This window comes from Pseudomonas hamedanensis (genome assembly GCF_014268595.2).
GTDB classification, from domain to species: domain Bacteria; phylum Pseudomonadota; class Gammaproteobacteria; order Pseudomonadales; family Pseudomonadaceae; genus Aquipseudomonas; species Aquipseudomonas hamedanensis.
The window spans coordinates 1,325,980-1,340,555 of sequence record NZ_CP077091.1 but is presented as its reverse complement, the minus strand read 5'-3'; the positions used below and the strand labels follow the sequence as shown (position 1 = coordinate 1,340,555).

The following is a 14,576-nucleotide window of genomic DNA, read 5'->3' as shown; positions in this document are numbered from 1 at the left end:
TATCGCGAGCAGGCTCACTCCTACAGGGGACGGCGGGGTTAGTGAGAGTGACGCGGGACCTCGGCGCCTCGGCAGCCGACGAGGAAGTCAAAGTCACAACCCTGATCCGCCTGCAGCACATGGTCGATGTACAACTGACGATAACCGCCCACCAGCAATTGCTGCGGTGGCTGCAAATCGGCCATGCGCGCCGCCAGTTCGGCGTCCGGGATGTCCAGATGCAGACGACCGCTGGCGCAATCGAGTTCAATCCAGTCGCCTTCCTGCACCGCCGCCAAAGGCCCGCCCGCTGCGGCTTCCGGTGCGACGTGCAAAACCACCGTGCCGTACGCTGTGCCGCTCATACGTGCGTCGGAGATACGCACCATGTCAGTCACGCCCTGTGCCAACAACTTGGCCGGCAAGCCCATGTTGCCGACTTCAGCCATGCCCGGATAACCCTTCGGCCCGCAGTTTTTCATGACCAGGATCGAATCTTTGTCGACATCCAGTTCCGGGTCGTTGATCCGCGCCTTGTACATGTCGAAGTTCTCGAACACCACCGCGCGACCGCGATGCTGCATCAGCTCAGCGGTAGCGGCGGACGGTTTGAGTACCGCACCCAGCGGCGCCAGGTTGCCGCGCAATACGCAAATCCCGCCGTCAGCGCGAATCGGATTGTCGAGGGTGCGGATCACTTCGTCTTCGCCGTAGATCGGCGCGTCTTTGGTGTTCTCGCCGATGGATTTGCCGTTGACGGTCAGCGCATTCGGGTTGGGAATCAGATTGGCCTCACCGAGGCGACGCAGTACCGCTGGCAAGCCACCGGCGTAGTAGAACTCTTCCATCAGGAAACGCCCGGACGGTTGCAGGTCGACGATGGTCGGCATGCCACGACCGATGCGGGTCCAGTCGTCCAGATCCAGTTCAACGCCAATGCGCCCGGCGATGGCCTTCAAGTGAATCACGGCGTTGGTCGAACCACCGATGGCAGCGTTGACGCGAATGGCGTTTTCGAAGGCTTCCTTAGTCAGGATCTTCGACAGTTTCAGGTCTTCTCGAACCATCTCCACCGCACGCATGCCGGACATGTGTGCCAGCACATAACGCCGTGCATCCACCGCCGGAATCGCCGCGTTGTGCGGCAGCGAAGTGCCGAGCGCTTCAGCCATGCAGGCCATGGTCGACGCGGTGCCCATGGTGTTGCAGGTGCCCGCCGAACGCGACATGCCGCCCTCGGCCGCGAGGAAATCGTCGATGGTGATGGTGCCGGCCTTGACCTGTTCGCTGAGCTGCCAGACCACGGTGCCGGAACCAATGTCCTTGCCCTTGTGCTTGCCGTTGAGCATCGGCCCGCCGGTGACGACGATGGCCGGCACGTCGCAACTGGCCGCGCCCATCAGCAGGGCCGGGGTGGTTTTGTCGCAGCCGGTCAGCAGCACCACACCGTCAATCGGGTTGCCGCGAATCGCTTCTTCAACGTCCATGCTCGCCAGGTTGCGGGTGAGCATGGCGGTCGGGCGCAGGTTCGATTCGCCATTGGAGAACACCGGGAATTCCACTGGAAACCCACCGGCCTCGATCACCCCGCGTTTGACGTGCTCCGCGATCTGGCGGAAGTGCGCGTTGCACGGGGTCAATTCCGACCAGGTGTTGCAGATGCCGATGATCGGCTTGCCGTGGAACTGATGGTCGGCGATGCCCTGATTCTTCATCCAGCTGCGGTACATGAAGCCGTTCTTGTCGGCCGTGCCAAACCATTGGGCGGAGCGCAGGGTGGGTTTCTTATCAGACATGATCGTTTCTCTTATTGTATGACTATAGTGTTCCAGCGATGGCTTAACATAAGCTCAAAATCCGCCGTTTGGAAGTGTTGTTGAGTAAATAGTATTACTATATAGTCGTTTTCGACGGAGGGATGGCCCTGACGGTTTTCCGTGAGAGGCGTCCCCCGAGGTTCTATAAAAACAACAATCGGAGACCGATCTCATGAGCCAGGAATTGCGGCTTGTCCGGCGCATCACGCTGAAACTGATTCCCTTCCTGATCCTGCTGTACCTGATCGCCTATGTGGATCGCTCCGCCGTCGGCTTCGCCAAGCTGCACATGGGTGCCGACATCGGTATCGGCGATGCGGCTTACGGCCTGGGCGCCGGGCTGTTCTTTATTGGTTACTTCCTCTTCGAAATCCCCAGCAACCTGATGCTCGAACGCTTCGGCGCGCGGCGCTGGTTCGCACGGATCATGATTACCTGGGGCGCGATCACCATCGGCATGGCCTTCGTGCAAGGGCCGCACAGCTTCTACGTGATGCGCTTTCTGCTCGGCGCGGCGGAGGCGGGCTTCTTCCCTGGCGTGCTGTACTACATCACTCAATGGTTCCCGGTGCGCCATCGCGGCAAGATCCTCGGGCTGTTCATCCTTTCGCAACCGATCGCCATGATGATCACCGGCCCCGTGTCCGGTGGCCTGCTCGGCATGGACGGCATCCTCGGCCTGCACGGCTGGCAGTGGCTGTTCATCGTGATCGGCACCCCGGCGATCCTGCTGACCTGGCCGGTGCTGCGCTGGCTGCCGGACGGCCCGCAGCAAGTGAAGTGGATGGATCAGGCTGAAAAAGACTGGCTGACCGGCGAGCTGAAAAAGGATTTGCAGGAGTACGGCCAGACCCGTCACGGCAACCCGCTGCATGCGCTCAAAGACAAACGCGTGCTGCTGCTGGCGCTGTTCTATCTGCCGGTAACGCTGAGTATTTATGGCCTGGGCCTGTGGCTGCCGACGCTGATCAAACAATTCGGCGGCAGCGACCTGGTGACCGGGTTCGTCTCATCGGTGCCATACATCTTCGGGATCATCGGCCTGCTGATCATTCCGCGCAGCTCCGACCGCTTGAATGATCGCTACGGGCATCTCGCCGTTCTGTATGTACTGGGTGCGATCGGCCTGTTCCTCAGCGCCTGGCTCTCGTTGCCGGTGGCGCAACTGGCGGCGCTGTGTCTGGTGGCGTTTGCCTTGTTCTCGTGCACCGCCGTGTTCTGGACTTTGCCGGGGCGCTTTTTTGCCGGTGCCAGTGCGGCGGCGGGGATTGCGCTGATCAACTCGGTGGGCAACCTTGGCGGTTACATCGGACCTTTCGTGATTGGTGCATTGAAGGAATACACCGGCAACCTGGCTTCGGGGTTGTACTTCCTTTCTGGCGTGATGGTGTTCGGCTTGATTCTGACCGGCATTGTTTACCGTGTGCTGGAACGCAAGCACGTTCTACCCGTCGACCAATTTGCCGCCAGCGCGCGGGGCGCAACCCGCACCTGACTGACTAACACTGGCCCCCTGTAGGAGTGAGCCTGCTCGCGATGGCGGTGTATCAGCGAAAAATTTGCAAACTGACACACCGCTATCGCGAGCAGGCTCACTCCTACAGGGATTGGCGGTGGCTTTGAAAAACAGGAGAAAAACATGCATCTGGTGCAATTCGAATTAACCAACGGCGAACGCCGCGTCGGCGCGGTCGACAACGGGCAGGTCCGCGAAGTGCAAGACGCCCGCAGCGTGCGCGACCTGGCGCTGGCCGCGATCGAAGCAGGCAGCACCCTTGAGCAGCAAGTGCAGACCCTCGGCCTCGGCGCCAGTCACGACTACGCGCAGTTGCTCAACGACCTGCGCATTCTGCCGCCGCTGGACCACCCGGACCCGGCGCACATGCTGGTCAGCGGTACCGGCCTGACTCACCTGGGCAGCGCCTCGGCCCGCGACAAGATGCACCAGCAGGCCGGCGACGAAGCAGCGATGACCGACACCATGCGCATTTTCAAGTGGGGCGTGGAGGGCGGCAAACCGGCGGCGGGGCAGGCCGGTGTGCAACCGGAATGGTTCTACAAGGGCGACGGCAGCATCGTCGTGCGTCCGGGCCAGCCGTTCCCGCTGCCGCCGTTTGCCGAAGACGCCGGCGAAGAGCCAGAGATGGCCGGCTTGTACATCATCGGTAACGACGGCAAACCGTATCGCCTCGGTTTCGCGGTGGGCAACGAGTTCTCCGACCACGTCATGGAGCGCAAGAATTACCTCTACCTGGCGCACTCGAAATTGCGCAGTTGCAGTTATGGTCCGGAACTTCGCACCGGTGAATTGCCTCAACACCTTGCCGGCACCAGTCGAATCCTGCGTGACGGCGAAGTGCTGTGGCAGAACGAGTTCCTCAGCGGCGAGGCCAACATGTGCCACAGCCTGGCGAACCTCGAATACCACCACTTCAAATACAGTCAGTTCCTGCGTCCGGGCGACGTGCACATTCATTTCTTCGGCACCGCGACCCTGTCGTTTGCCGACGGCATCCGCACCCAGCCGGGCGATACCTTCGAGATCAGCCAGGCCGACTTCGGCGCACCGCTGGTCAACGGCATCGCACCGGTCAAAGCGGCTTTTGAACCGGACAGCATCGGCACCCTTTAAGGAGATCCCATGACTCAGATTCTCGGTCACAACTACATCGGCGGGCAGCGCAGCGCCGCCGGCACCGTCAAACTGCAATCGGTTGACGCCAGCACCGGCGAAGCCTTGCCGCACGACTTCATTCAGGCCACGGCGGAGGAAGTCGACGCTGCGGCCAAGGCCGCCGCTGCGGCTTACCCGACGTATCGCAGCCTCAGCGCTGAACGTCGCGCACAGTTCCTTGATGCGGTTGCCGACGAACTGGACGCCCTCGGCGATGATTTCGTTGCCGTGGTCTGCCGCGAAACCGCGTTGCCAGCCGGCCGCATTCAGGGCGAGCGCGGCCGTACCAGCGGGCAGATGCGGCTGTTCGCCAAAGTCCTGCGTCGCGGTGACTTCTACGGCGCGCGCATCGATCTGCCGCTGCCGGATCGCCAGCCGCTACCCCGCCCGGACCTGCGTCAATACCGCATCGGCCTCGGCCCGGTCGCGGTGTTCGGTGCGAGCAACTTTCCGCTGGCATTCTCCACCGCCGGCGGCGATACCGCGGCGGCACTCGCGGCCGGTTGCCCGGTGGTGTTCAAGGCGCACAGCGGCCACATGGCCACCGCTGAGCGGGTTGCTGACGCGGTGATTCGCGCAGCGGAAAAAACCGGCATGCCGGCCGGTGTGTTCAACATGATCTACGGTGGCGGCGTCGGCGAATGGCTGGTCAAGCATCCGGCGATTCAGGCGGTCGGCTTCACCGGTTCGCTCAAGGGCGGTCGCGCTTTGTGCGACATGGCTGCGGCACGTCCGCAACCGATCCCGGTGTTTGCCGAAATGTCGAGCATCAACCCGGTCATCGTCTTGCCGCAGGCGCTCGCCGCGCGGTCGGAAACGGTGGCTCGCGATCTCACCGCTTCGGTGGTCCAGGGCTGTGGTCAGTTCTGTACCAATCCGGGTCTGGTCATCGGTATTCGCTCGCCACAATTCAGCGCGTTCATTCAGCAACTGGCTGGCCTGATCGGCGATCAACCGGCGCAAACCATGCTCAACGCCGGCACCCTCGGCAGCTACGGCAAAGGTCTGGAAAAACTCTTGGCGCACAGCGGCATCGAACACCTTGCCGGCAATCCGCAGCAGGGCAATCAGGCGCAGCCGCAATTGTTCAAGGCTGACGTCAGCCTGTTGATCGACGGTGAAGAAGTGCTACAGGAAGAGGTGTTCGGGCCGACCACGGTGATCGTTGAAGTCGCCGATCAGGCACAGCTCAGCGCGGCGCTGCACGGACTGCATGGTCAACTGACCGCGACGATCATCGGCGAGCCGGCGGACTTCGAGCAATTCGCCGAACTGACGCCGCTGCTGGAACAAAAGGTCGGGCGCATCCTGCTCAACGGCTATCCCACCGGCGTCGAAGTCTGCGATTCGATGGTCCACGGCGGGCCTTACCCGGCGACTTCCGACGCGCGCGGCACTTCCGTGGGCACGCTGGCGATCGACCGCTTCCTGCGTCCGGTGTGCTTCCAGAACTACCCGGACAGCCTGCTGCCGGAGCCGCTGAAAAACGCCAACCCGCTGCGCATTCAGCGTCTGGTCGATGGCAAGCCATCGCGTGAAGCGCTCTAAAGCCAACGACAACCCCTGTAGGAGTGAGCCTGCTCGCGATAGCGGTCTTACATTCAGCATCTCTGCTGGATGACTCACCGCTATCGCGAGCAGGCTCACTCCTACAAGGGAACTGTTTCGACAATAAGTTATCATTGGCACTTTCCCCCCCAAGAAAGACTGTTTGCCATGACTGCCCAAACCCTTCTCAACGCCCTCGAACACTGCGGCATGGTCGAAATCGATGGCCTGCACGCCTTCGAATTCGCCCTCGACGAGGACGATAACCTGCACATCGAATGCATCGATGGCCGTGAAGCGAAGCACTGGGAATTCACCCCGGCGCAGGTCGCGGCGGCGACGTTTGATGAGACGCTGCAGAGCTGGCTGATCGTCGGCTACGCCAGCGACACCAAGACCACGGGCGAGCATCGTCTGGTGTGTCTCGGCGACGTAGTCAGCAGCAGCGACGATGAGGATGACAATAATGAAGATGCGTAATTTCTGGCCGTTGCTGATGGCCGGCAGCGTCGGTGCGATGGGCTTTTCCACGGCGTCCGCCGAAAGCTTCCAGTTGCTGGTGGGGTCGTACACCGCCGGCAGCAGCGAAGGCCTCTATCGGATGCAGTTCGACAGCGCCACCGGCCAGATCAACCCCAAGCCGCTGCAAGTGGTCAAGAGCGAAAACCCGTCGTGGCTGACCCTGTCCAAAGATCAGACACGTCTGTTCGTGGTCAACGAAAACGGCCCTGGGCAGACTGACCCGGTCGGTCGCGTCAGCAGTTATGCCATCGACCCGAAAACCCACGCCTTGAGCCTGATCAGCCAAGTGCAAAGCCTGGGCAACGAGCCGACCCATTCCAGCCTCAGCGCTGATGCCAGCCATTTGTTCGTCAGCAATTATTCGGTGATGGAAGACCCGGGCGGCACCCTGGCGGTATTGCCGGTCGATGCCGACGGCAAGCTCAAACCGGTGGTGCAGATGAGCGCGCACCCGGCGAGTCGGGTCAATCCTGAGCGGCAAGCTTCGAACCACGTGCATGCGACAGTTTCCTCACCGGACGGCCGCTACGTGTTTTCCAACGATCTCGGTGCGGACAAGGTCTTCATTTACCAGTTCGACCCCAAAGCCAACCCGCACTTGCCGCTGACGCCGGCGAAAACAGCCTCGGTGTCGATGCCGGCCGGCAGCGGCCCGCGCCATCTGCTGTTCAGCGCCGACGGCAAGCACGCCTGGCTGACCATGGAAATGAGCGCGCAGGTCGCGGTGTTCGACTACAACGACGGCGTGCTGACCCAGACGCAACTGGTTGACCTCGCAGCAGGCCAGCCGACCTCGGACAAGGCGGGCGCGGCGCTGCATGCCTCGGCCGATGGCAAATTCCTCTATGTGAGTAATCGCGGCACGGCCAATCAACTCGTGGTGTTCAGCATCGATCCTGTGACCGGGCAGCTCAAAGAACTGCAAAAACGCTCGGTCGACGGCGACCATCCGCGTGAGTTTGCTCTTGATCCGAGCGGCAAGTTCGTCTTGATCGCCAACCAGAAGAGCAACCAGATTGTCGTCGTCGAGCGCGATGCCAAGACCGGTCTGCTCGGCAAAACCGTGCAAAAACTGCCGATGGACGCACCCAGCGACCTCAAGTTTATGCTGCGACAATAAGCCACAGGCCCCGTTTCGCGGGGCCTGTGTCGTTGTATTAATTGCACTGATAACGGCTAATGCTACAAAAGATTTCAAGCGCCAACCCTCCGGCGTTACGTTTGTTTCACAGCCCGACCGGGCAAACCAAGCAAACGAACACGAGGGTTACCGCCATGAACTTCAATCTCTTTTCCGTTATCGCCGCCTCCGCTATTTCCGCCACCGTGGTATTGCCCGCCGGTGCCAACGTCGAAATCGCCAGCAAAAAATCCCACACCCAGAGCTACACCCAGAAATACCTGCAACAAAGCGCCAACTTCTATGCCGCGCTGGATCACAAAACCCAAGCCTGAGCGCACCGTTCCCCTGTAGGGGCTGCCGAAGGCTGCGATCCTGATCGTTCCCATGCTCTGCGTGGGAATGCCTCTAGGGACGCTCCGCGTTCCAATGGGACGCAGAGCGTCCCGGGCTGCATTCCCACGCAGAGCGTGGGAACGATCAAGATCGCAGCCTTCGGCAGCTCCTGCGCGCGTGCGCGTTCTGCACTCATAGGTTTTCTCTCGCGGGCAAATAGAGCCGGTAAATAATCAACGAAGCTGATGTTTACTATGGCAAACGCTGAGTGGTTGCTTCGGTTCGTTTGATTGATTCTGTGTGCATCGAAACTTGCCCACGGGAGAACACCATGGCCAGCGCAATCCTCACTTCCGCCAAACGCGGCGCCTACCTGGCCATCGGTCTGTACCTGGCCGTGGTGCTGATCGTCAGCATCGGCTCGCAGATGGAACACCGCTTCGACGCGCCAATCGCCGTCGCCCACCCTGGCATCCAGTTCGAAGTCCGCTCTCAGAGCGTGATGGTCGACCGGGCCGAACTCGCGGGAGTTGGTGGCGCATGAAAGGCTACAGACTCTGGGTCATCGCCAGCCTGGCATTGATGACCAACGGCGCGTCATTGCTGGGTTTCGGTCAAGGTTCGGTGGGCGCACTGGCCCGGGCCATAGAGGCCAACCACAACATCGCCCACAACATCGAGCGGGCGAATACGCTGGGCCTGATGGCGGGCAATCCACCGGCCAGAATCGCAGTCGATTTTCTCGGGCCGTTTGAAGTGGATTGCATGGCGCTGGGCATGTGCAACGCTCTCGCCTGATGATTGCTCAGCGCTGGGCGATGATCGTTCCTACGCTCTGCGTGGGAATGCCTCAAGGGACGCTCCGCGTTCCAACTCTGGAGTGGACGCAGAGCGTCCGGGGCTGCATTCCCACGCGGAGCGTGGGAACGATCAAGCAAGGGCGAGAGGGCTATTTTTTCATGATCGAGGTGAACAGCTCGGATTCGAGCAGGCGCTGCAACCAGGCCTGTAAGCGAACATAAGGCGTCTGCGCAAACCATTCGCGATCAACGTGAGCGAACTGCCGCACGAAGGGCAGCAGGGCGATGTCGGCGAGACTGAGCCGGTCGCCCAGCAGGTAGTCGTGCTCCGCGAGCGTCAGATCCAAATAGTGGGCGATCATCTCGCACTGCATCCGATAGACCTCCATCGGTTGCTCTGGATAACGCTCAGCGTATTTGTAGTGGTTCAGCGATGTCTTGAATCGTTGGTCGTTCGTCTCGATCAGCATGTTCATGATGACCTCAGCCCCCGGATCATCCTTGAACAACCAGTCATCCGGGTCATTCTGCGCCAACGCCCAGCGCATGATTTGCAGACTCTCATCAATCACCACGCCATCAGCATCCAGCACCGGCACGGTGCCCTTCGGCGAGATCGCCAGCATTTCTGCCGGCTTGTCCTTGAGGCTGACCTCGACGATGTCCACCGGCACGCCGGCATAACGCAACGCCATCCGCGCGCGCATCGCGTAGGGGCAGCGGCGGAACGAATACAGCGTGTTCATTTCACCTCCAGCGTACTCAAACCATTACCCTGGCGCCGCACCTGAATCTGCACCGGGATCCGTTCGTGCATTTCCTGCACGTGAGAAATCACCGCAACCTTGCGCCCCTGCGCCTGCAAACCGTCCAGGGCGTCCATGGCCAATTGCAGAGATTCAGGATCAAGGCTGCCAAAACCTTCGTCGATAAACAGCGATTCGATTTTCAGCGTGCTCGAGGCCATCGAGGCCAGACCCAGCGCCAGGGCCAGCGACACGAGGAACGTCTCGCCGCCCGACAACGAATGCACCGAGCGCAGTTCATCGCCCATTTCCGTATCCATCACCAGCAGGCCGAGCATGCTGCCGCCGCGTTTCAGGCGATAGCGTTTGACCAGTTGGCGCAGTTGCACGTTGGCGTGATGCACCAGCAGATCGAGGTTGTAGGCCTGGGCGATTTTGCGGAAGGTGTCGCCGGTGGCTGAGCCGATCAAGGCACTCAGGCGCGCCCAGCGCTGATACTCGGCATAGGCCTCGGCGATCTGCTGGGCCAGCGCCTGGTTGGCGTTCTGCCGGCGCTGGTCCTCCGCCTGTTCGGCACGCAGTTCGGCGCATTGCTGTTCGCTGGCGGCGAACTGGTTCTGCACGTCGACGAGGGCGATGGCGAGCTGTTCGGCATCGAGGTTGCCGTTGTGCTGCGCCTGATGATCGAGCAGACGCTGATCGCGTTCCTGCACCAAGACCTGGGCCTGTTCGATGGCTTTTTCGTTGAGCTGGAGGGTTTGGCGCAATTCGGCGACTTGCGCGTCGTCGAAGCGCAGCAGGTCTTCGAGGCCGCCGTCATCCAGTTCAGGATGGCTGGCGCGCCAACTGGCGATCTTGTCAGTGAGCGCTTTGTCTTCACTTTCGAGCGCCTGCAACCGTTCCTGCTGTGCTTTGAGTTCCGCCGCGATTTGCACGCGTTGCGTGCGCACGCTTTGCAGTGCCTCGGTCGTGCTGGTTTCGGCCGTGCGGGCCTGCTCGACGGCCTGTTCGAGCAACTGCTGCCAGTGCTCGGCGCTGCTGTGTTCGCCGAGCAGTTGCGCAAGTTTTTCCTGACAGTTCTGCTGTTGCTCGGTCAGCGTGTTGAATTGCTGCTCGGCACTTTGCAATTGCTGGCTGCGAATCTGTTGGCGATCCAGTTCTTTTTCCAGCGTCTGCTGGCGTTGCTGCTGTTCGCCCAGCTCTTCCTTTTGCTGTTCAAGCTGCGTCAGACGCTCGGCGATCTGCCGGTCCAGCTGCATGAACGTCGCGGCTGGCTCAAGGCGCAGGGCCTGCAGAGTGTCAGCGGGCAACAGCGGGCCAAACGCGGTGAGCTCTTCTTCCAGACGCTGACGGTCGCTGTTGAGTTCATGCTGTTGATTGCTCAGGTGTTGCGCCGCTTGCTGGTGGGCGACTTCAGCCTGACGCAACTGCTGCGACAGACGCGCCGCGTCCTGCTGCAATGTAAGCAAGGCGCTTTGGCGCTGTTCGTCCTGGGTGATGCTCTGGTTCAACTGCTCGCTCTGGCGACTGAGCCAGGCGTCGCGTTTGTCGGGGTCCTGGTTCAGCAATTGTGCCGACAGCGGATGCGCATCAAGGCTTGGGGCCAAGGCTTGTTGCTGGGCAGCGAGTTGTTCCTGCTGTTGCAGCAACTCTTTTTGTTGCGCGATCACGCCGCCGACTTCGCCGCGCAGGTCGATCAGTTTTTCCTTGAGCTGGTCGACCACTTGCTGCGCGTTGGCCTGTTCGCTTTCATCATGGCGACCAAGGCTTTGCAGCAGCGCTTCGGGCTGATGATACGGATGCTCGTTGCTGCCACAAACCGGGCAGGGCTGGTCGTCCTGTAGCTGCGCGCGCAGCTCTTCGACGCTGGCACTGCGCGCCAGACGCTGCCGCTCGAGCAGTTCGCGGGTGACGCTGAGGGTTTGCTCGGCGACGGTCAGTTCGGCCTTGGTTTTAACGCCGTCCTGGGTCAGGCGTTCGCGCTGCTGTTGCGCGAGGAGCTGGCGTTGTTGCAGCTCCTCGCTGCGCTTGTCGAGATCCTGCCGAGTGGCCCACAGGCGCGACAAGTCTTCGACGGCGCGCAGTTGCTTGCGGTTGTCCTGCAACAGAGTGCCGAGGATGCCGATCTGCTCGGCGACCGCGTCCGGTTCTGCGCCGGCCTCTTTGAACAGCACTTCCAGTTGCTGCTTGTGCGACGCCAACTCTTCAGCACTGCGCGCGGCGTTTTGTTCAAGGGACTGCAGTTCAGCCTGGCCCTTGTTCAAACGGTTACCGATCAGCATCAATTGCTGCAGACGGTCGCGATAGGCGCTCCAGGCATCGCTCAGCGGGGCCAGATGCGCGCTCTGTTCAAGCTCGGCGGCGATGCGCTGCAAGCGCTCAGCGACCTGAGTCTGTTTTTCCTGCAACGCCTGAATGGCGCTCTGGCCATCCTTGAACGTTTGCTCGGCTGTTTGCCGGGTTTCGGCGCTGCTGGCAGTGTCCTTGATCAGGCGGGCGAGGGCACTTTGTTCTTCGAACGCCTGACGCAACAGCGGCGCATTCTCGCTTTGCCGCTGCTGCGCTTCACTGAGGGCGACTTTCGCTGCGTCGAGGCGTTGTTCCAGTTGCGCCTGACGTTCGCCCAGCGCCGCGTGTTGTTGGGTGTGTGCGGCAATCTGCGCCGCCAACGGCGTCAGCAGTGCATCGAGTTCGGCCTTGCGCGCGAACTGATGCCGCTGCGGGCCGAGCTGCTCCAGGCGCGTCAGTTTTACCCGCTCGCCGGCCAGCGCCTGCCAATGCTGCTGCGCACTGTGCAATTGTTCGCTGGCCGCCTGTTGCGCGTCCTGCAACTGACGCAAATCCTTGAGCCAGCTGTGTTGCTGCTCAAGCTGTTTGAGCTGCGCTTGTTGCACCTTCAGTTGTTGCTGCGCGGCGTTGAAACGCTCATCGAGTTCGGCACGGGCTTCGGGTGCCAGTGGCGTTACGCCGCTGGCCTGATCCTGCAACATCTTGTGCGCTTCGCGGGCTTCTTTGGTCTTGTCGAAAGCGCGGCGGCCGAGGAGGGTGTAGAGCGCGGTGTCGGTGAGTTTTTCCAGCAGTTCGCTGCGGTCGTTGTCGTCAGCCTTGAGGAACGCGCTGAACTCGCTCTGCGCCAGCAGGACGGCGCGGGTGAACTGTTCGAAGTTCAGGCCCAGCGCGGCTTCCAGTTGGGTTTTGTATTCGCCTTTCTGACTCGCGAGCAATTGATCCTGATCGATATCGCGCAGGCTCTGCCGGCTCGCTTGCAACTTGCCCCCAGCCTTCTCACGGGCGCGGTTGGCTTCCCAGCGCGCCCTATAGCGACGGCCATCGACGCCGACAAAATCCACCTCGGCATAGCCTTCGCCGGTACCACGGCGCAGCAAGGTACGCGGGTCGCCAGTGGCGATTTCGCCGTCGGCGTCCGGGACTTTCGCGTCGCGGCCGGTGTTGTTCAGGCGTGGAACGGCGCCGAACAGTGCCAGGCACAAGGCGTCGAGCAGGGTGCTTTTGCCGGCACCGGTCGGGCCGGTGATTGCAAACAGACCGGCGCTGGCCAGCGGCTCGGCGGTGAAATCAATCTCGAAAGGCCCGGCCAGCGAGGCAAGGTTCTTCAAGCGAATGGCGAGAATTTTCATGGCTGCTCGCCCTCCAGTTGCACGTCCTGTAGCAATTCGGCGAAGTCTTTCAGCGTCTGTTCATCGACCTCGCTGCCGTAGTTGTCGAGCCAGGCACGGCTGAACAATTCCTGTGGGGTGAGCTGGTCGAGTTCGATCAGCGTGTTGCCGTCATCGCTGCCATCGGCGCCACGATTGCCAGCGTACTCAGCGGCGATGCGCACCAGACGCACGGCTTTACCTTGCAGCGCGGATTCCACTTGATGACGCAGATCCGGCTGCGGCTCGTCGAGACGTACGCGGACCTCCAGCCACGGCTGACGCTGGGTTTCAGCGAGCAGATCGATGTTTGGCAAGTCGGCCAGTTGCAGCAGAATTTCGGCCAGCGGCGCCGGGCCGATACGCTGCAGATTGACCGAGCGCGGGATCAGCTTCGGCTCGACACTGACCAGGGTTTCGCCGTCGAGTGTCACGTCGAGAATCTGGTGCTGATAACCGATTTCCGAGAACGACAATGGAATCGGCGAGCCGCTGTAACGGATGCGTTCCTCACCGTTGACCTTCTGCGGCTTGTGCAAATGGCCGAGGGCGACATAGCTGATGCTCGACCCAAACAGGCTGGCGGGCAGGGCTTCGGCGTTGCCGATGATCAGGCTGCGTTCGGAGTCCTCCGACACCGAACCGCCAGCCATGTGCGCGTGGCTGATGGCGATCAGCGCCTGACCGGGCTGGCGTTTGGCATTGGCCGCCTCGATCAGCCATTCATGCACCTGGCCGATGCCGCGCAAATAATTGTCGCCCAAGTGCGCACCGGTGACTTCCGCCGGGCGCAGGAACGGCAGCGCCAGACACCATGCGGCAATCTCGCCGCTGGCATCGGGCAGTGGCAGCAGCAAGCGTTCGGCATCAAGTTGACCATCGTCCAGCCACAGCACCCGGCCCAACGCATGGGTGCGCAAACGCCGCATCAACGGCGCCGGCAGTTCGATTCGCGAGCCGGAATCATGGTTGCCGGCGATCATCACGATGGTCAGCAGCGGCTGCTGTTCGTGAGCACTGACGATGAAGTCGTAAAGGCGTTCCTGAGCTTTGACCGGCGGATTGACCGTGTCGAAGATGTCCCCGGCAATCAGCAGCACATCCGGTTGTGCCAGTTTCAGTTGACCCAGCAGCCATTCGAGAAAACACGCGTGCTCGAAATCGCGCTCCTGGCCGTGCAGGTTTTGCCCAAGGTGCCAGTCGGAGGTGTGAAACAGACGCAAGGTGGACTCCGCAATAGCTAAAGGGGCGATGGCCGCAAAGAGACGAAGAGGCGGCTAAAGGGGGAGAGTTTACTGGCAAAACCCTGGTCTGTGGACGCTAAGCCCCCTGTGGCGAGGGGATTTATCCCCGTTCGGCTGCGAAGCAGTCGTCAAAT

The 14,576-nt window shown here is 61.4% G+C and carries 12 protein-coding genes; 8 read left to right on the top strand and 4 right to left on the bottom strand.

Annotated features, from left to right (window positions below; genetic code table 11):
• Positions 1–38 precede the first annotated feature (38 nt).
• Positions 39–1,775 (bottom strand): IlvD/Edd family dehydratase, encoded by a 1,737-nt coding sequence (locus HU739_RS05690; RefSeq protein ID WP_186551665.1) that lies wholly within the window; start codon positions 1,773–1,775, stop codon positions 39–41.
• Positions 1,776–1,968: 193 nt separating this feature from the next.
• On the opposite strand from HU739_RS05690, the gene HU739_RS05685 reads away from it, so the two are divergent.
• The 8 genes from HU739_RS05685 (at position 1,969) to HU739_RS05650 (ending at position 8,794) form a co-directional block, all read left to right on the top strand.
• The gene (locus HU739_RS05685; RefSeq protein WP_186551666.1) at positions 1,969–3,291 is read left to right on the top strand and encodes an MFS transporter; all 1,323 of its coding nucleotides are present in this window, start codon (positions 1,969–1,971) and stop codon (positions 3,289–3,291) included.
• Between the two features lie 144 nt (positions 3,292–3,435).
• On the top strand, positions 3,436–4,428 hold the full coding sequence (gene araD1 / locus HU739_RS05680) for an AraD1 family protein (protein ID WP_186551667.1): 993 nt from the start codon (positions 3,436–3,438) through the stop codon (positions 4,426–4,428).
• A 9-nt stretch (positions 4,429–4,437) separates the two neighbouring features.
• Positions 4,438–6,018, top strand: a complete 1,581-nt coding sequence (locus HU739_RS05675) for an aldehyde dehydrogenase (NADP(+)) (protein WP_186551668.1) — start codon at positions 4,438–4,440, stop codon at positions 6,016–6,018.
• Between the two features lie 168 nt (positions 6,019–6,186).
• Positions 6,187–6,498, top strand: a complete 312-nt coding sequence (locus HU739_RS05670; protein WP_076562525.1) for a DUF5629 family protein — start codon at positions 6,187–6,189, stop codon at positions 6,496–6,498.
• Positions 6,485–7,660 carry a lactonase family protein gene (locus tag HU739_RS05665; RefSeq protein WP_186551669.1) on the top strand — a complete coding sequence of 392 codons (1,176 nt, stop codon included), beginning with the start codon at positions 6,485–6,487 and terminating at the stop codon, positions 7,658–7,660. Before HU739_RS05670 ends, HU739_RS05665 begins: the two co-directional genes overlap by 14 nt.
• A gap of 155 nt (positions 7,661–7,815) precedes the next feature.
• A complete protein-coding gene (locus tag HU739_RS05660; protein WP_016775003.1) occupies positions 7,816–7,995 on the top strand; it encodes a hypothetical protein in 180 nt (59 codons plus the stop codon).
• A gap of 332 nt (positions 7,996–8,327) precedes the next feature.
• Positions 8,328–8,540: a hypothetical protein gene (locus HU739_RS05655; protein WP_186551670.1), complete on the top strand. Its 213-nt coding sequence runs from the start codon at positions 8,328–8,330 to the stop codon at positions 8,538–8,540.
• The gene (locus HU739_RS05650) at positions 8,537–8,794 is read left to right on the top strand and encodes a hypothetical protein (protein ID WP_186551671.1); all 258 of its coding nucleotides are present in this window, start codon (positions 8,537–8,539) and stop codon (positions 8,792–8,794) included. The genes HU739_RS05655 and HU739_RS05650 overlap by 4 nt, the downstream gene beginning before the upstream one ends.
• Before the next feature lie 151 nt (positions 8,795–8,945).
• On the opposite strand, the gene HU739_RS05645 is transcribed toward HU739_RS05650, so the two are convergent.
• From HU739_RS05645 to HU739_RS05635, 3 genes are read right to left on the bottom strand one after another with little or no spacing between them, the layout of a single operon-like run.
• Positions 8,946–9,542 (bottom strand): glutathione S-transferase, encoded by a 597-nt coding sequence (locus tag HU739_RS05645; protein ID WP_186551672.1) that lies wholly within the window; start codon positions 9,540–9,542, stop codon positions 8,946–8,948.
• Positions 9,539–13,180 (bottom strand): SbcC/MukB-like Walker B domain-containing protein, encoded by a 3,642-nt coding sequence (locus HU739_RS05640; RefSeq protein ID WP_186551673.1) that lies wholly within the window; start codon positions 13,178–13,180, stop codon positions 9,539–9,541. The genes HU739_RS05645 and HU739_RS05640 overlap by 4 nt, the downstream gene beginning before the upstream one ends.
• Positions 13,177–14,421 (bottom strand): exonuclease SbcCD subunit D C-terminal domain-containing protein, encoded by a 1,245-nt coding sequence (locus HU739_RS05635; protein ID WP_186551674.1) that lies wholly within the window; start codon positions 14,419–14,421, stop codon positions 13,177–13,179. The genes HU739_RS05640 and HU739_RS05635 overlap by 4 nt, the downstream gene beginning before the upstream one ends.
• Between the last annotated feature and the right edge of the window lie 155 nt (positions 14,422–14,576).